At 38.2% G+C, this 17,762-nt stretch carries 19 protein-coding genes; 5 read left to right on the forward strand and 14 right to left on the reverse strand.

The window, feature by feature from the left end:
* Window positions 1-43: 43 nt before the first annotated feature.
* The 3 genes from LJC66_RS24500 to LJC66_RS24510 all read right to left on the reverse strand — a co-directional run bounded on the left by LJC66_RS24500 (window position 44) and on the right by LJC66_RS24510 (window position 2,171).
* Complete coding sequence (locus tag LJC66_RS24500; RefSeq protein ID WP_013059504.1) at window positions 44-361, reverse strand: thioredoxin family protein; 318 nt, start codon at window positions 359-361, stop codon at window positions 44-46.
* Window positions 362-514: 153 nt separating this feature from the next.
* Window positions 515-1,039 (reverse strand): DUF84 family protein, encoded by a 525-nt coding sequence (locus LJC66_RS24505; RefSeq protein WP_195695793.1) that lies wholly within the window; start codon window positions 1,037-1,039, stop codon window positions 515-517.
* Between the two features lie 58 nt (window positions 1,040-1,097).
* Window positions 1,098-2,171: a M42 family metallopeptidase gene (locus LJC66_RS24510; protein WP_013059506.1), complete on the reverse strand. Its 1,074-nt coding sequence runs from the start codon at window positions 2,169-2,171 to the stop codon at window positions 1,098-1,100.
* Between the two features lie 152 nt (window positions 2,172-2,323).
* On the opposite strand from LJC66_RS24510, the gene LJC66_RS24515 reads away from it, so the two are divergent.
* Window positions 2,324-2,635 carry a PepSY domain-containing protein gene (locus tag LJC66_RS24515; RefSeq protein ID WP_025750689.1) on the forward strand — a complete coding sequence of 104 codons (312 nt, stop codon included), beginning with the start codon at window positions 2,324-2,326 and terminating at the stop codon, window positions 2,633-2,635.
* Here LJC66_RS24515 and LJC66_RS24520 read toward each other — a convergent pair.
* Window positions 2,604-3,461, reverse strand: coding sequence for a YtnP family quorum-quenching lactonase (locus LJC66_RS24520; protein ID WP_195695792.1), 858 nt, complete (start codon window positions 3,459-3,461; stop codon window positions 2,604-2,606). The two genes, LJC66_RS24515 and LJC66_RS24520, sit on opposite strands and share 32 nt — an antisense overlap.
* A gap of 75 nt (window positions 3,462-3,536) precedes the next feature.
* A complete protein-coding gene (trmB, locus tag LJC66_RS24525; RefSeq protein ID WP_013059509.1) occupies window positions 3,537-4,187 on the reverse strand; it encodes a tRNA (guanosine(46)-N7)-methyltransferase TrmB in 651 nt (216 codons plus the stop codon).
* 127 nt (window positions 4,188-4,314) lie between these two features.
* On the opposite strand from trmB, the gene LJC66_RS24530 reads away from it, so the two are divergent.
* On the forward strand, window positions 4,315-4,593 hold the full coding sequence (locus LJC66_RS24530) for a YtzH-like family protein (protein WP_013059510.1): 279 nt from the start codon (window positions 4,315-4,317) through the stop codon (window positions 4,591-4,593).
* A 6-nt stretch (window positions 4,594-4,599) separates the two neighbouring features.
* Here the strand turns inward: LJC66_RS24530 and LJC66_RS24535 are convergent, their stop codons facing one another.
* The 4 genes from LJC66_RS24535 to thpR all read right to left on the reverse strand — a co-directional run bounded on the left by LJC66_RS24535 (window position 4,600) and on the right by thpR (window position 9,436).
* A complete protein-coding gene (locus tag LJC66_RS24535; RefSeq protein ID WP_195695791.1) occupies window positions 4,600-5,394 on the reverse strand; it encodes a phosphotransferase family protein in 795 nt (264 codons plus the stop codon).
* Between the two features lie 191 nt (window positions 5,395-5,585).
* Complete coding sequence (pulA, locus tag LJC66_RS24540) at window positions 5,586-7,727, reverse strand: type I pullulanase (RefSeq protein ID WP_230933687.1); 2,142 nt, start codon at window positions 7,725-7,727, stop codon at window positions 5,586-5,588.
* Window positions 7,728-7,819: 92 nt separating this feature from the next.
* Window positions 7,820-8,746 carry a hypothetical protein gene (locus LJC66_RS24545; RefSeq protein WP_195695789.1) on the reverse strand — a complete coding sequence of 309 codons (927 nt, stop codon included), beginning with the start codon at window positions 8,744-8,746 and terminating at the stop codon, window positions 7,820-7,822.
* 135 nt (window positions 8,747-8,881) lie between these two features.
* Window positions 8,882-9,436 carry an RNA 2',3'-cyclic phosphodiesterase gene (thpR, locus tag LJC66_RS24550; RefSeq protein ID WP_230933688.1) on the reverse strand — a complete coding sequence of 185 codons (555 nt, stop codon included), beginning with the start codon at window positions 9,434-9,436 and terminating at the stop codon, window positions 8,882-8,884.
* A gap of 190 nt (window positions 9,437-9,626) precedes the next feature.
* On the opposite strand from thpR, the gene cysK reads away from it, so the two are divergent.
* Window positions 9,627-10,559 (forward strand): cysteine synthase A, encoded by a 933-nt coding sequence (cysK, locus tag LJC66_RS24555; protein WP_013085245.1) that lies wholly within the window; start codon window positions 9,627-9,629, stop codon window positions 10,557-10,559.
* Window positions 10,560-10,590: 31 nt separating this feature from the next.
* Here cysK and pepV read toward each other — a convergent pair whose 3' ends face one another.
* Window positions 10,591-11,994, reverse strand: a complete 1,404-nt coding sequence (gene pepV, locus LJC66_RS24560; protein WP_230933689.1) for a dipeptidase PepV — start codon at window positions 11,992-11,994, stop codon at window positions 10,591-10,593.
* Between the two features lie 407 nt (window positions 11,995-12,401).
* On the opposite strand from pepV, the gene LJC66_RS24565 reads away from it, so the two are divergent.
* Window positions 12,402-12,623, forward strand: coding sequence for a DeoR family transcriptional regulator (locus LJC66_RS24565; protein ID WP_013059517.1), 222 nt, complete (start codon window positions 12,402-12,404; stop codon window positions 12,621-12,623).
* A 222-nt stretch (window positions 12,624-12,845) separates the two neighbouring features.
* On the opposite strand, the gene LJC66_RS24570 is transcribed toward LJC66_RS24565, so the two are convergent.
* Together LJC66_RS24570 and LJC66_RS24575 are read right to left on the reverse strand one after the other, a co-directional pair.
* The gene (locus LJC66_RS24570; protein ID WP_230933690.1) at window positions 12,846-13,562 is read right to left on the reverse strand and encodes a pseudouridine synthase; all 717 of its coding nucleotides are present in this window, start codon (window positions 13,560-13,562) and stop codon (window positions 12,846-12,848) included.
* Window positions 13,563-13,617: 55 nt separating this feature from the next.
* Entirely contained in the window at window positions 13,618-15,261 is a 1,644-nt protein-coding gene (locus tag LJC66_RS24575) for a putative polysaccharide biosynthesis protein (protein ID WP_230933691.1), read from the reverse strand.
* A gap of 210 nt (window positions 15,262-15,471) precedes the next feature.
* Here LJC66_RS24575 and LJC66_RS24580 point away from each other — a divergent pair, with 210 nt between their 5' ends.
* On the forward strand, window positions 15,472-16,743 hold the full coding sequence (locus LJC66_RS24580; RefSeq protein WP_050688644.1) for a BaiN/RdsA family NAD(P)/FAD-dependent oxidoreductase: 1,272 nt from the start codon (window positions 15,472-15,474) through the stop codon (window positions 16,741-16,743).
* A 4-nt stretch (window positions 16,744-16,747) separates the two neighbouring features.
* Here LJC66_RS24580 and LJC66_RS24585 read toward each other — a convergent pair whose 3' ends face one another.
* The gene (locus LJC66_RS24585) at window positions 16,748-16,927 is read right to left on the reverse strand and encodes a sporulation protein Cse60 (RefSeq protein ID WP_013059521.1); all 180 of its coding nucleotides are present in this window, start codon (window positions 16,925-16,927) and stop codon (window positions 16,748-16,750) included.
* A gap of 454 nt (window positions 16,928-17,381) precedes the next feature.
* Window positions 17,382-17,693, reverse strand: a complete 312-nt coding sequence (locus LJC66_RS24590; RefSeq protein WP_071270224.1) for a rhodanese-like domain-containing protein — start codon at window positions 17,691-17,693, stop codon at window positions 17,382-17,384.
* Window positions 17,694-17,762: the final 69 nt, after the last annotated feature.

Below are 17,762 nucleotides of genomic sequence, written 5' to 3' on the forward strand. Positions count from 1 at the left end.
ATGAAGACTGATAGCTGTAGATCGCTATCAGTCTTCACTTGATTTATGCATTTAAGCCGTTAATAAACTCTTCAATTTCTTCTTTTGTTTTACGGTCTTTGCTGACAAAGCGCCCTGTCTCTTCTCCGTTGCTGTAACCAACAAAGCTTGGAATTCCAAATATGCTTAATTCTGCACAAAGATCGATAAAGTCGTCGCGGTCGACATAGTGAAATGTATACTCACTATGATTCGCCTCAATTTCTGGAAGCACAGGCTCGATTACTCGGCAATCTGGGCACCAGTCTGCTGAAAACATCATGATATGCTTTCCTTCTTTAATGATTTCTTTGTATTGTTCAATTGTTTGCATTTTTTCCATTTTTCTTACCTCCACTTTTTCTTTTACTTTCGTATTTAAACGGCTAAAGCCCTATACATTATTTAATCCTTCTACATCAAAACATAGTATATGAGTTGTTGCAACTATCATACACTGATGCTTTTCTATTATAAAGGGTTACAAAGAAATTTCCTATTGAACAGCTTGATTTGTCCTAAAATCCAGCTGTCCTTTTAGCATTAAAACAACCTGATAAAACATAGCCGTCCGATCTAAATTTCCATTGGTAAAAATACCGATTGCTCCTTCTTTTTTTCGAATATTCTTTTGGTTTGTATACAATTCCATAGCTTCGGCTAATTCTTTTTTATCATGACGAAGCATACCGGCTACCGCTTCAGGAAGCCGAATACGAGCCCCTCCACCTAAAATCGGTTCAAGGTCCTTAGAGGTAACAAGACTTCCCCAATTGCAAAGGAATAAGCCATGAGGTGTTTCCTGCACCCCTCCTTCAAGCCCAATGCCGATATCAGCACCTGTCTCTTTGACAGCAGCACGCGCGCGGTTAATCGCTCCTTCGATGGTTTCTTCGTCAGAAAAAGGCTGTGGCGACACCCCGGACTGCACGGCTACCTCTACATATGTAAAAGTATCTCCAAATACTTTTTTTACTGCATTTACTTTCGTTGGATTTTTCGTTCCGATTGCAATTTTCATTTTTTTCTCCTGTCATTATGAAACAAAGCAACCGCAAACGCAGCTGCTTTGTTCTTTTTTATCCGTTTTGCTTAATCGTATCGAGCGTTGTTTGGTCTGTAGAACGTACGAGTTTGACAAGTAATTCTTTTGCGGCTGCATAGTCATCTACATGAATCATAGACGCATGAGTATGAATATAACGTGAACATACGCCGATGACCGCAGAAGGAACTCCATTATTAGAAGTATGAACGCGCCCTGCATCCGTACCTCCTGGAGAAACAAAGTATTGATAAGGGATGCTGTTTGTCTCAGCTGTATCTAAAATAAATTCTCTCATTCCTCTATGTGTGACCATCGTACGGTCAAAGATACGAAGTAATACGCCTTTTCCTAATTGTCCAAATGCATTTTTATCGCCTGATGTATCGTTAGCTGGACTAGCATCTAGTGCATAAAACAAATCCGGTTTAATCATATTCGCAGCTGATTGAGCACCGCGAAGTCCTACTTCTTCTTGCACAGTAGCTCCAGAATATAAGATATTTGGCAATTTTTCATTTTTTACTTCTTTTAATAATTCAATCGCAAGTCCGCACCCATAGCGGTTATCCCATGCTTTCGCCAGTATTTTCTTTTCATTTGCCATTGGCGTAAACGGACAAATCGGTACAATTTGATCGCCAGGACGAATGCCCATTTCTGCTACTTCCTGCTTACTATCTGCGCCCACATCAATCATCATATTTTTAATGGCCATTGGCTTGTTGCGCTGTGATTCGTCTAATAAATGAGGAGGGATAGAAGCAATTACGCCGGTGATAGGACCTTTTTTTGTAACAACATGGACGCGTTGAGCTAGCAGTACTTGACTCCACCATCCTCCTAGAGTTTGAAAACGAAGCATTCCTTTATCTGTTACAGACGTAACCATAAATCCTACTTCGTCCATATGTCCCGCTACCATTACTTTAGGACCTTTTTCTTCATTATAGCGAACGCCGAATAAACTTCCTAACCCATCTTGAATGACTTCATCTACAAGGGGTTCAATTTGCGAGCGCATAAATGAACGTACTTGATGTTCGTTTCCAGCGGCACCTGGTAACTCCGTTAATGTTTTAAATAGAGATAGCGTTTCATTGTTCATATATACTCTCCTTTATGTATCATTTTCTTTATTGTATCGAAAACCGGAAATAGTTGCTAGTTCCGTCCTTCTCTTCTACAACTCAACTTAACAAAGCATTCGACAATTTGATATAATGATGAAAACATATCCTTAAAAAGCAGGTGAATAACGTGAAATGGACTCAACTAATAGCAGGAGCTGCAGTCGGATTTGCAAGCGCTTATATTCTTCAAAAAAGAAAGTCGTCAATTTCCTCATCGGAAGCCCTTACGATTGTTAAAAGCGCTTTTAAACAAAATGGGGCAATCGACGGCTCCTGGATTGAAACAACGACTAAAGTCATTCAAAAACATGGTCTCTCTTTTTATGGTTATACAGGTGGAATTATCAGAACACGTGATGCAAAACAGGAACATTACGAGTTTTTCATTGATAAAAAAAGCGGTTCTATTATTGAATTGACGCTGAATGCACCCGTTTAATTTCGTCAACTATTTCTCCTTTGTTATCCCATTTTACAGCTCGATAAAAAGCATCATGATAAAAACTTAGCCAAGCATGATTCTCATAGGCATAAGCTAGCCACTGCTGCTTTTGTTCAATCGAAGTCATTGGATAATCATCATATGCCATTACCCATAAGACATTTTGATGTGCATGTGTTGGCAAAAGATCGCCCATGTGCACTAAGATGTCATTGTTTCCTTTTAATACAACTACAGCATGACCATCACTGTGACCGCCGGTATGATGAACCGTTACTCCAGGCACAATTTCCTCTTTATCGCTAAATGTTATTACTTGATGCTGAATAAATTCCCAATTTTGTTTCCAATACGTATTTTTAGAACGTATATTAGGATTTCTCATTTCATTCCACTCGATCTCACTAACAAAGATTCTTGCATTTGGAAAAGCAGAGGAAAAATGGCCATTGCTGCATTTTGTTAACCCTGACACATGATCAAAGTGAAGATGCGTCATAATGACATGAGTAATATCTTCGCACGTAAACCCTAACTTTTGTAAATCTTCAGCAATAAATGATTCTTCTGTTACACCAAAATGACGCTTTTTTTTCTCATCCAACATACCATTCCCTATACCTGCATCAATTAACATGAGGTGTTTTTCAGTTTGAACGAGCAAAGGATCAGTCCTCATTGGAATTCGGTTTCCTTCTGAGATAGGATATTTTTTTGTCCAAAGCTCTTTTGGAACAACACCAAACATTGCTCCTCCGTCTAAATGATTATTCCCTCCACGAAGCCATGTCACTTTTAATTCGCCTATTGTTAACGTTTCCATTTTACACCTCCATTATATTCCTTTTTATTTTATCACTATCTCCTTCTCTTTTTGAACAAAAAAAGACTGAGGAACTCAGTCTTTTTCGTTCAGGTATTTTACTTCACAGCGGTAAATACGGCTGCCTTTTTGTGAAAATTTCTCTTCATATTCCGTCATAACATTGCCTTCAAAATCGCTTTTATGCAAATCTAAGCTAATGTATTTGAGAAGAAGCCCATATTCTGAAAAGCTTGTCAATGAATATTCAAATAGCCCTTGATTATCTGTTTTAAAGTGAATTTCTCCACCATCAACCAGCAGGTTTTCATACATGCTTAAGAACGTTTTGTATGTTAAACGGCGTTTGGCATGTCTCTTTTTTGGCCATGGATCAGAGAAATTGAGATAAACGCGATCCACGTCATTTTTTGCAAAAAACTCACTAAGGTGGTTAGCATCTACATTCAACAGCTTTAAATTTGGAAGCTCTTCTTCAATCAATCGTTCTAGAGCACTTAAGATGACACTTTCATACATTTCAATTCCAATATAGTTGATATGCGGATTTTGTTTAGCCATCCCTACTAAAAATTGGCCTTTTCCTGTTCCTACTTCAATATGAAGAGGATTTTCGTTTCCAAAAACCTCTTTCCAGTTCCCTTTATACTCTGCTGGATTTGGAACCACGTATTGAGGATTTTCAGCAATTTTATCTTTTGCCCAAGGTTTGTTTCGTAATCTCATGTTGCACCTCTTTAATGTATTTTAACGCATTGAAAATGTCGGTTATTCAAAACAACCGACATTCTCATGCATAATTGTGTTTAGATAGAAAAAAATAAGAGCATCATACGAGAAAGGATGATGCTTAATGCCTTTAAATGCCGAACACCAAATGAATATATTAAAAGATATTTTATCTAATCATCAAAGTGATTGCTGCGGAACGGTTGCGGAATGTGAACAGGTTGAACGTTTAATTCAATCAATGTTAGCAAAAGGATACGCTAGCACAGACGTACAAGCAACACTACAAAACGTGTATAAATACACGCAAGATGCAAAAAGTGCTGCTCATTTAGACGAACATATTCAAACCAATCAACAAAATTTATCACAATGGGTCCAAGAACTATCTACCTTGTCATAATCTTTGCTACTGTGCTTGAATGTCGTTGACGAGCAACATCCGAAGATATTCAAGCCAGTAATTCATTTCAGAATGTTCATTTTTCGAACGATGCCATTCAACGAATAAAATGGTTTGACTTATCACATACCACTTCATTCTCTTTTTCAAGTTCTCGGTTAGTTCAACTCCATAATGCTCAAGCCATTCTTCCCACTGAGATGGATTGATGTACCAATAAAGCAGTAAACCTAAATCAATAGCAGGATCTGCAATCATCGCTCCGTCCCAGTCGATTAAATATAGCTGCGTATTCTCTCCAAGCATCCAGTTATTGTGGTTCACATCACAGTGACACACAACATATTTATCTGTCTGAACGGACGGAAGCTCTGCTTGTAAATAACTGATTCCCTGCTCTACAATACTTTCTTTTTGAAGTCGCTCGTCCACATTCTCTACGATATCGGCTAGCACGTCTTCGGGAAGAAGCGGTGTTTTCCCCAACCTTTTCAACATATCTAATAACTCGTTTGAATGATGAATTTTACTAAGCAATTCTGTCACTCGACTCGAATTCATATCTTTTGGTTTTAATTCTCGACCATCTAGCCAGTGCTGAGCTGTGATCACATCTCCATTTTCCATTCGTCTTGTCCACACGAGCTTCGGTACAATTCCTTCAGCTGACAATACTGCTAAAAAAGGTGATGAATTACGCTTTAAAAAAAGCTTTCGGTCTTGAAATTTTGCAAAATAAGCTTCTCCTGTCGCTCCGCCAGCAGGAGTAATTTCCCATTCGCTTCCTAATATATCTTCCAACCAATTCACCTTCAATTTCAACACACACATTTCGTTTAAAAATTTCACTCAATAAAGCAATCTATTAAGACATCATGACGTTATTTTCTTAGTAAATAAAAAAGACGGCTATTGAGGATATGTATCAATAGCCATCCTTTATAAATATTATCTCCATCATACTTTTTTCGTCAAGTGGTTGAAGACAATAATTACGTTTGAAATAAAATAAGAACGCTAAGCTTTGAAACGTTTATAGCATTATCCTCTATAGTAGGATACCCATTTTTATATACTTTACAATGATCAAGTGCTATTTTCCATGGTCCTTCTGGCAAAACTACTTTTTCTTCCATTAGGCCTTGATTAAAAAACACAATAATATTCTTCCACGGACCGTAAGCCAATACGTTTGATAAGCAATAGCCAATAACGGATTGCGGCGTATTTAGGAAAGAGACATGCTGCCTAATCGCTGAAGCATCTCCCAAGCGAAATGCACCGTGCTGTTTGCGAATACGAATCAGCTCTTGGACCCAATTCACATCAGGAGAAAATTTGATTCGTCGATTCCAATCAAGTGCATTAATATCATCGGGTGAATTATAGCTGTTCTCTACGCCTTGTTTAGTGCGGTAAAACTCTTGACCACTATGAAGAAACGGTATGCCTTGTGAAAGAAGTACAATAGCAGTAGCAAGGCGGTGACGACTTCTACGAGTGTCTTCGTCTTCGTCTCCGTTTGAACTCATTAACTTATCCCACAGCGTATGATTATCATGTGATTCAACGTAATTAACTGATTGTGCTGGATTTATAAATAAAGCCCGGCTGTCTTCTTTATCCAGAATGCTCCCCGCTATAACGGATTGCACGGTCTCTTTTTGATGAATATTTCCGCTGATAAAACCTTTTTCATACACATCAAACGTGCTTCCTTTTACAGAATCTCGAAAGCGATCATTAAAATAGCCGATTTGAGGCGTTTGGCGGGCATTAGCCATAATTGCTTTTTGATTGTAGGGGAGAGGAGTATTTAAATCCCAACCTTCGCCAAACACCAAAATAGTAGAATCGATTTCATTTATTTTTTCCCGAATGATGTTCATCGTTTCTATATCTAAAATCCCCATGAGGTCAAAGCGAAACCCATCAACGTCGTACTCTTTTATCCAAAATAATACTGAATCGATAATAAACTTTTGCGCCATTTTCCGTTCAGAAGCAAAATCATTTCCTACTCCCGTCCCGTTCGAAGGCATCCCAAACTCATCATGTCGAAAATAATAGCCCGGAACAATTTTTTCAAAAGGTGATTCCTCTCGTACAAATACGTGATTATAAACTACATCTATAATAACACGGAATCCCTGTTGATGAAGTGTTGATATTAATTGTTTCACTTCAGCAATACGAGTGGCGGGATTTGAAGGGTCAGCGGAGTAGCTTCCTTCTGGTACATTAAACAACAATGGATTATACCCCCAATTATAAGAAGCCCGAGGATTTAATTCATCTACTCCGCCAAAGTCGTTAATAGGAAGAAATTCAAGGTGGGTTACTCCTAGCTCTTTTAAATAATGAAAACCTGTTGTTTTGCCTGGCTGCCCGCTTGATTCAGTAACAGCTAGGTACGTACCTTTTTTTTCTATCCCGCTTGAAGGATGAATAGAAAAGTCGCGAACGTGCATTTCGTAAATAACGGCATCCGTTGGCTGAAGGAAAGGCGGCTTTTCATGGAGATGAACATAGGCTGTATGAAGATTTATCAGAACTCCGTATTCACTATTTGCTGTAGCTGCAACGGCATAAGGATCCACCGCTTCATTTGTCCGGCCGTTTACATCTATTAAAAATCGATAATAATACCCTTCTTTATCTAAGGAGAGTTCCTTTTCCCATACGCCTTTTCTTTGACGAGCCATAACGTACAGTTCTTCTTTCCCGCTGTTTGCATGTATTAATTTTAAAACCACTGCTGATGCAGTCGGGGCCCAAATTTTTATCATAATATGATCTGAATAAAATGCTGCACCCAAATCATTTTGATTATAATAAAATCTCTCATCAAACTCTTTGGTTCGTATAACAGCCCCTACCTGCAGGGGAACTTTCTCCCCGTAATTATCACAGATAATGTACGACTGTCCAATTTCTATGCTACCTTCAACCTTGCCTTCATATTTGATAAAACCTTCTAATTCATGTACGTTTTCAATAGAGATGGTCTCATGCATTTGTGTACTTTTAATCACAAAAAAATCAATTTGACCTTCATGATAAGAAGTTGGAACTAAAAGAGTAATACGATCTATTTGATCTAAATAAGCCTGAAACTTATTATCACCAGTCATCCTTTTCTCCTCCTTATGCCAATTACCTCTTTAGTAGCATTATATGTAGCAAACGCAAAAACGAAAGCACTTTCATAACGTGAATGTTCGTATTATTCACCTGCTTCGAATTCCCGGTCAAAATAAATACTCTGGCTGTGTTCGAGTAATACTTGAGCTGCTTTCATCTGCTTAAACTTTAAAGGTACTTTAGATTTCCTAAGTTCATAAAACCATTCTTCATACTTTCTAGCATCTACAAATTCAACCTGATAAGGCTTCGCAGCGTAATCAATGTATCCACTTCTGCTCAGTAATATTTTCTTTACGTTATGTTCAATATCGTGAGTACGATAGATGCTTCGGACAATTTGCTCCGTTCGATTTAACCCAATTAAAGGATTTAATATCTTTTTTTGATCTCTTCCTCTTAACTCTGTCCAAAAATTTTCTTTTGAATACTGAAAAACAGCACTTTTATATGTTTCTATTAAACAAATACAGAGGGTTTCCGTTGGAGTAACAATAATGATATCTCCTTCTACCGGAGCTTTATTAATCAGGAAAACAGGTTTGTACATCACGAGACACGTATCAGGAAAGCGCTGGATAAAATAACGGAGAGCTTCATCATGGTAATATTTACGATCTGCTTGTGAGAACTCAAATAAAGTGGATGTAGCCCATTTCATTTGAAGATCAAATACATTTTCTAAAAACAATATTTTTAAGTCTTCCGCTGTTTGTGGAAGAGTTGTAAACCTCAATAGCTCTTGATTTTCCACGCTATCGCTAGAGAACGCTTCTTCCACTTCACACGTTTCTTTTTTTCTTGTAAACCGCTCTTTTGCTTTTTGCAAAAATGAACGTTGATCTTTTGTTTCTTCTTGTACAGGCGGCTCATGTAATAGCCCTTCTTCAAATAATTGCTTTGCTTTCTTCCAATTATGCTTTTTTAAGTGATTAAACTGAGACGTGTAGTGATAAACGTCTTTTTCATAACGGGAAATATAATCTTGCACCTTAAGTAGCTGCGCCACGTTTACATCAATCCCCTAATTAAAATTCCTCTAAAACTTTGTTCGCCGATGATTTCTCTATTATCATCGGCGTTTTCTTTCCTTTGATGAGAGTGATTTTTAAATAACCTCTCTCCATGCTTGTATGTTCATATGCTACTGTGACTGCAAGGAAAAAGATAGTATTTTTTTATATTTAGGTTTGCTAGCAGGATGAACTTCAAAAAGGGCAAACGAACTTACTTGAAACTGTTCTTCAATTGACGTTTGCTTTAACTGTTCTTTCAAAAGTCCGGCTTCCCCTCCCCACTTCTTTGCAATCGTAATATGAGGACGATAAGGACGTTTTTCGTATAAGCCGCTTAGATCTTCCCATACGGCCTGTATATCCCTTTGCAGATTCATAAGCTTATCACTTGCCCTAAGGCTTACATAAAGCACTCTAGGCTTGTTATACGCACCGAACACATCATATTGATCTGCCTGCAGTAAAAAACTTGAATGACGGAAGGCTACTTCTTTTAAGCGGGTAATCAGCTTTTCCTTTTTGTCATCTAAAAACCCTAAAAATTGTAGCGTTATATGATAATCATCAGGGTATGTCCATTGTTTGAAAGGAAAAGGTATTAATTCCTTTGCCCAATTTTCTGCCTGATGGGCAATGGATACAGGCACATCGATTCCAATAAAATAATGTTTATCACCTTTCATCAAATCTCTCCTTTTCTTTTCATTATCTTTCCCCAATTGGTTATGTTCAAAAAGAGCTAGATCTATTTTAAAGGTTTTTCCGTATAAAATAGAGAGGTTTTTCTGAAAATTTGTCATGTGCTTAAAAAATAAGAATTTGTGTTATCATAGAAATAATACAGAGAATTTTTATAAGAAAAGGATGAGAAAAATGAAAGTTGTTAACAATATGGCTGATTTGATTGGCGAGACACCTCTTGTTAAGTTGAATCGTCTTCAACCTGCAGATGGAGCATCCGTTTACTTAAAACTAGAGTTTTTTAATCCAAGTCGTAGTGTAAAAGACCGTGCTGCTTTTAATATGATCGTGGAAGCTGAAAAAGCAGGCTTGCTCAATGAAAATTCTACTATTATTGAACCAACGAGCGGAAATACAGGTATTGGCTTAGCTATGAATGCAGCGGCAAGAGGTTATCGTTCTATTTTAGTCATGCCAGATACCATGACTCAAGAACGAATTAACTTGTTAAAAGCATATGGTGCTGAAGTTGTTCTCACACCGGGTGATGAGAAAATGCCTGGAGCAATTCGCAAGGCAGAAGAGCTTACAAAAGAAATTCCAAATGCATTTATGCCTATGCAGTTTGAAAATAATGCAAACCCTGACGCTCATCGAAAAACGACTGCTAAGGAAATTATTGAGGCAATGAACGAGTTAGGCAAAGATCTATCTGCTTTTGTTGCTACTGCTGGAACAGGCGGAACGATTACAGGAACTGGTGAAGTCCTAAGAGAAAACTACCCAAATATGACCGTTCATGTTGTGGAACCAGCTGGGTCTCCTGTATTATCTGGAGGAAGACCTGGGAAGCACAAGCTTGTAGGAACAAGCCCTGGATTTATTCCTGATACGCTTAATGTAGATGTTTACGACGAAATTTTAAAAATTAAAGATGAACAAGCCTACGATATTACGCGACGCTTGGCTTCTGAAGAAGGAATTTTAGTCGGTCCTTCATCTGGCGCTGCGTGCTATGCTGCTATCGAGGTAGCCAAAAAATTATCTCCTGACCAAGTGGTCGTATGTATCGCTTGCGATACAGGTGAACGTTATTTATCAAGCGACCTGTTCTCATTTGAATAATAAAAAAGCGAACGCAAAGGCGTTCGCTTTTTTATTTAGCTAATTCGTAAATAGCCTGTGCATAGATAGCTGTTGCGCGAAGTAAATCCTCGATTACCATGTACTCATCTTTTTCGTGCGCTACTTCTTCACGGCCTGGGAAAAGAGGGCCAAATGCCACGCCTGCTTCTAATGCTCTGGCATATGTTCCTCCTCCAATTGAAATAAGTGTAGGTTCTTCATTTGTTTGTTCTTGGTAAACCTTTTGAAGCGTTTGAATAAGCTCATGTTTTTGATCGACGTGATGTGGTTTAGAATCTGTAAAATGTTTGATGGTCATTTGATAAGATTCATTTTTTTCTTTAATCGTATCAATAATATCGTCAATATGAGCTGATACAGGATAGCGAATGTTTAAACCAAAGTGCCCCGCTTCTTCTTGATTGTAAGACATGATTCCAACATTTATCGTTAAATCACCCGTGACCTCATCTTTGCGATTTAAACCCATTTTTTCTCCTAGTGCATCTTGGACTAAATACGCATTTGCATAACCTACAAACTGATTAGCTTGTTCATCAAGTTCTAATGTGTGTAAAAAGCGAAGAAGCGTAAGTCCAGCATTTTTCCCTTTATCAGGCACACTGCCATGTGCTGAAACGCCTTCTAAAGTAAGTGTGTATACACCGCTCTTTTCTGTTATTGAACCTTTTAAAGACTGATCTTTTAAAAATTGATCATATTTATTTTTAATATCCGTTTCACTATGGAATTCAAGAACAGCTGTTGCAAGATCAGGAACCATATTGTAGCGTCGCCCAGAGACAAATGATGTAAGCTGAACGCTTCCCTTTGTTCCTTCAATTGGCTGCTGGCGAATTTCTACGTCTGTAATGCCTTTTTCAGCAAAAATGATAGGAAAATCCGCATCCGGCGCAAATCCCATCGTTGGCATCTCTTCATGGTTGAAGTAGTGGTCCACACATCTCCAGTCACTTTCTTCATCCGTTCCAATAATTATTCGAACCCGTTTAGATAGAGGAAGCCCTAAATCTTTCACAATTTTCATCGCATAATAAGCAGCCATCGTCGGGCCTTTGTCATCGATTGCTCCTCTAGCAAAAATTTTCCCGTCTTTTATTTCACCGCCGTATGGATCAACCGACCACCCGTCTCCTTCAGGAACAACGTCTACGTGACAAAGAATGCCAAGAAGATCTTTCCCTTCTCCTGCTTCAATATGACCAGCATATCCGTCTACGTTCTTGACGGAAAACCCGTCATTTTTTCCTTTATTTAAAAGAAAGTCAAGCGCTTGAGCAATTCCAGGTCCAAATGGCTCTTCTGGTTTGTTTGTCTCTGTTAAAACACTTTTAATTTGCAAAAAACGCTTCGTCTCAGCTAGAATTTCAGCTTCTCTTTTTTGCACTTCTTCTTGCCAATTAATTGCTGTCATCTGTTTGTCTCCTTTGCCTGCTTTACAGATTGTGTCTATCATTACTATTGGTAAATTTAACTTTATCATACCTTTATATAGAAAGAAATAATTGTCTCTTTCCTTTCATATCAAAGGTTTACAGAGTCAAAATTTCGGGAAATAATTTGTAGGCACAATCGATAAAAACGGATTCTATTTGTTTATTGTTTACATATACTATAAAAAATGTGCAAATAGAGGAAGGAGATGTTACGAAAGGATTACATATTTATATCATTTTTTGTAAATATTGTGTTAATTTGCGTTTTCTCTTTTATTTTTCTGTCGATTTTGTGTACAATAAGGATAAGGACTGAAATAGTGCTTGACATCTCAGAGTTATAAAGAAGTTGTGCCTTACGAAAAACGAATAAGGAAGTGGTTTTTTGAAACCTTCAACTAATCGAATGCTAACTCGTATCAAATCGGTCTATATGTTCATTTGTAAAAATGGAACAGTTACAACGCAAGAGCTCGTAGACGAATTTGGTATTACACCAAGAACCATTCAGCGTGACTTGAATGTGTTAGCATATAATGATTTAGTTCGCAGCCCAAGTCGCGGTACATGGACGACTACGCAAAAGAAGGTCAAGATGTCATCCTAGTAAGTTTATTTCAAGGGTAGTAAGTGATTTATATATAGAGATAAAATTCTACGCAGTAGAAAGTCAAGACTTGGACGAGTGCATAGTCCCCCGCTCCATTTGCACGTCAAGCAGAGTTGGTACTCGTTTAAGTGCTTTAACGTGAAATGTTTCACTTGTCTAATAAAGTGGACAAAAAAAGGAACCATTTTAGACTTAGGTTCCTTTTTCTTTCGCCTCTTCTTAGGCATTTGATTTTTGTAATAAAGCTAGTTCTTCTTCGGTTAACTCCCTGTACTCTCCTAAATCTAACGACTCGTCTAATAGCAAAGCTCCCATAGATAAACGTTTTAAATACGTTACTTTTTTTCCTCTTGCTTCAAACATACGCTTCACTTGATGAAATTTCCCTTCAACGATCGTTAATTCAATTTCTGATTCCACATCGCTTGTTAGTATCTTTAACTCTGCTGATTTTGTTACGTATCCATCATCAAGAGTGACACCCTGTCTAAATGCTTCAGCATCTTCTTCAGTCACCGGTGCATTAATTTTTGCAAAATACGTTTTAGGAACGTGCTTTTTAGGAGATAGCAGCTGATGTGCAAGCTGACCGTCATTTGTCAGCAGCAAGAGCCCTTCTGTATCTTTGTCTAAACGCCCTACCGGAAATGGATCGTACACAGCATCGTCAATTTCCAGTAAGTCCAACACTGTTTCATGAAGAGAATCTTCGGTCGCTGATATGACACCTTGCGGCTTATGCAGCATAAAGTAAACAAATTCTCGGTAAGAAACGGCTTCGCCATGTACAGTTATTTCTTGTTCATCTGGATTAACGTGTACCTTGGCACCTTTAACCGCTGTACCATCTACCTTAACAGCTCCAGTCTTTAAAAGACCTTTCACTTCTTTTCGGCTTCCGTACCCAATAGTAGAAAGCAATTTATCCAAACGCATGTAATATCCTCCTCTTTTTTGAAAAGAAGATGACTCTAACGAGTCATCTTCTTACTTAGGCACTGCGCTGTTTATTTCGGCGCAGTATCTTTCTTTCAATTGCACCTGTTACCCTCGCTCCCATTACTTTTTCAAGCAGGCTTGAACGATAGGTAATAATAAAGTAAATAAGGCCGCCTACTGCTGCTCCTATAATCGTAATAACAGTGGCAGAGAATCGTCCTGGCGTTGTAAACAGACCAATCACTGCGGCGACAATTTTTACGCTGATTCCCATACTCGCAACAAAAATGAGAATAAGCACAGAACGTTTTATAAACTCACTGTAGTTATATTTTGCGTGTTTTTGAATAAGCGCAAACATATAAACAAGAGATACGATATAGCCTAGTGCTGTCGCTAAAACTGAACCAATCTCGTGGAACATAAGAATAAATGGAACGTTCACCACAATTTTCACAATCAATCCAAATAATAGACTTAAAACAGCATATTTTTGTTTGTTGATTCCTTGTAAAATAGCTCCATTAACCGTAAAAAATGAGAATAACAAAGCTACCGGTGCATAATAAAGCAAGACATTACCACCCGCATCCGATGCATCTGTTCCAAAGAAAAACGTATAGGCTGGGCCAGCTAAAGCCATTAACCCTACAGATGCTGGCAGCACAAGAAACATAATCGTTTGATATGTTTGATCAATTTGCTTTTGCAATACATTATAATCTTTATTCACAAATGAACGTGTAATCGTTGGTACAAGAGTCAAACCAAACGCAGTAGCTAATGAAACAGGAATCATCACAAGCTTTGGAACATAAGACTGAACAATTCCGTTCATGGACTCCGCTATTTCTTTTTGTCCAGCCGCTACCATCGCACGGTTAAATGTGAATTGATCCACATACTGATACAGCGGAATAGCTAAGCTGACAAATACATATGGCAATGAATACGTAAGCAGCTCTTTAAAAATGGATACGGTAGAAATACGCGTAGGCGTTACCGTCTGCTCGTTCACCATTTTATCAAGATAAGGCTTTCGTTTTTTCCAGTACCAAATTAATACGGCCAGTCCAGCAAGAGCTCCTACAAAAGCCCCCATCGTAGCAAATCCAACGGCTAATGCAAGACTTCCATGGACAACTTTGATGACGATATAGGTAGATGCCAATAAAAAGACAACCCGCACAAGCTGTTCAACTACTTGTGAAACAGCTGTTGGTCCCATAGACTGGTGACCTTGGAAAAATCCTCGCATTAAACTCATCATCGGTACTACAATTAACGCAACACTAACCATTCGCATAACCATTACTACATCTTCTAAGGAGTTATTTAAATCAGAACCTCCCAGCGTAATTCTAGACATAACAGGAGCTAACGAATATAAAAGTAAAAATGCAAGTATTCCTGTGACAAGCATTAATTTCATGCCGGCCCGGTACATTCTTCTACTCGTATAGTAATCACCGAGTGCATTATATTTTGATACAAATTTCGATACGGCCATTGGCATACCGGCTGTAGCAATACTTAAATAAATAGCATATTGGTTATATCCGTAACCAAACAGTGCTCCCCCTACGGTTCCAACAAGGATCGCGAATGGAAATAAATAAATCATTCCCAAGATTCGGGATACATAGGTGCCAAGCGTCAGCACAAAGGTCCCTCTTAACAATTTTGAATCAGACATACGTTTGCCTCCGATACTTAATGTTACATACTGATAATAATGATAGAATTGAAAAGAAGCAAGTGACAGTATACACTAAGAAAGGTCTTATACTCACTCGCACTCGTCAACAAACTAAAAAACAAAGACTATAGCCCATTTTATCCAATGTTGAGAGATTTGTCAGTGAACAAACTAAAATTTTTTAAGAATAGACAGGTTGGTGAAAGTATGATATATGATGTAGTCGTAATCGGAGGAGGACCTTCTGGTTTGATGGCATCGATTGCAGCTGGTGAGTCAGGTGCAAACGTATTATTAATTGATAAAGGCAATAAACTTGGACGAAAGCTTGCCATTTCTGGAGGCGGACGCTGTAATGTGACAAACCGTCTTCCCATTGATGAACTTATTAAACACATTCCAGGAAACGGGCGCTTTTTATACAGTGCGTTTTCTGTTTTTAATAACGAAGATATCATCTCTTATTTTGAAGGCCTTGGAATTAAATTAAAAGAAGAAGATCACGGCCGTATGTTTCCGGTTAGCAATAAAGCGCAATCTGTTGTTGACGCATTAATTAGCGAACTTCACCGTCTTCGTGTGACGATTCGCACAAACACAGCCGTTAAACGCGTAAACTATGAGAACAACACCGTGAAAGAAGTTGTGCTTCAAAACGGGGAAGCAATCCAAACGAAAAGCGTTGTGATTGCAGTAGGTGGAAAATCAGTACCTCATACAGGTTCGACAGGAGACGGTTATCAATGGGCAAAAGATGCGGGACATAAAATTACTGAGCTTTACCCAACAGAAGTTCCTATTACATCTAGCGAACACTTTATTAAAACCAAAACGCTTCAAGGTCTATCGCTTCGCAATGTAGGACTAAGCGTGCTAAATAAAAAAGGCAAGCCTGTCATTACTCATCAAATGGATATGATTTTCACTCACTTTGGCATCTCTGGCCCTGCCGCTCTTCGCTGCAGCCAATATGTTGTTAAAGAGTTAAAGAAACAAAAAAGCAATACTGTTCAAATGTCTCTTGATTTATTTCCTAGCCAAAACGAAGAAGATATTTTTCAACAATTAGTCAAAACAACAAAAGAAGAGCCGAAAAAAGCAATTAAAAATGTCTTAAAAGGTTTTGTATCTGAACGCTATCTATTGTTTTTACTCGAGCAGACAGGCATTGATAGTCAGGCGCTAGCAGGACAGCTTCAGCATGAGAAACTGAGAGAATTCGCAAGACTGTGCAAGCGATTTGAATTTGCTGTAAACGGCACGCTTTCTTTAGAAAAAGCATTCGTCACAGGAGGCGGCGTATCTGTTAAAGAAATTCACCCAAAAGAAATGTCTTCGAAATTTATGCAAGGCCTTTACTTCTGCGGGGAAATTCTTGATATCCATGGATACACTGGAGGATACAATATCACTTCTGCTCTTGTAACAGGCCGTTTGGCGGGGAGTAATGCAGGAGAATTTGCAACAAGCCTAGCATAATATGCTAGGCTTTATACATAACCATGGCTGAAAAACAGTACACCTGCTCATCACGATCAACATCAACTGTCACTTGGTATTTAATATCAACGACGTCTTCATCCTCTAATTTCCGTAAAAATCGATTCACCGCAAATTCTAAATCTTTTTCATGCTCTTTATCAAACATTTTTACTTGTATCACAGCTTCGACCACCTTGTCCTATCAAATTTGTTTCAATCAGAATGGACTGTTTCTCTTGATGATGGTTTTTGTACTGATTTTCAATCTCTTACTACCTCTATTTTTATGAGGGCTTTTATAGATTTAGTCATCATTTGTTTTCCTGCTATCATTTTAGTCGGATGGCAGAAGTTTCATTCAAAAAAGAGAGTGAGACATAACGAAATGAATCCAATCTAAAGACGAACAAATGAGATACATGAGCTGAACCGCTTGTAATACGGAAGCCGATTTCCGTGCAAGACTTCGCTTTCCGCAGGGTCTCACCTGTTCTGCTTTTCCCGCAGGAGTCTTCCCCTTACCCTCCAATCAACTGCTAGGAGAAACGAAACAAAAAAATGAACCACTAATCAAACGTGTTGATCAATGGTTCATTTTTCACTTCAGCTAAGATACTTTTGTCCCAGCCTCTTTTTTATTTATTAACCGTTTTTCCTTCCCACTCTAACATACCGCCAACCATATTTGTTACTTTATATCCTTGTTCTTGAAGGTAGTAACATACGTTTTCACTGCGGCGGCCCGAACGGCAAATGAAAATATATTCTTTGTCTTTATCGAAATAATCCACATTAGCTGGAATATCATTCATACGAATGTGTTTAGCAGTTGGAATCATTCCTTCTGCTACTTCTTCATCTTCGCGCACATCAACTAAATGAAGTTCTTCTCCATTTTCAACGCGTTTTTGAAGTTCTTCAGGCGTAATTACTTTTACTTCTTCCATCTTCGTCATTCCTCTCTATTCTTTCATTCAGCTTGCTATCGCTATTGTAGCAAATTCAAATACCTTTAT

It is taken from the genome of Priestia sp. TSO9 (genome assembly GCF_021029645.1).
Lineage (GTDB): Bacteria > Bacillota > Bacilli > Bacillales > Bacillaceae_H > Priestia > Priestia megaterium_E.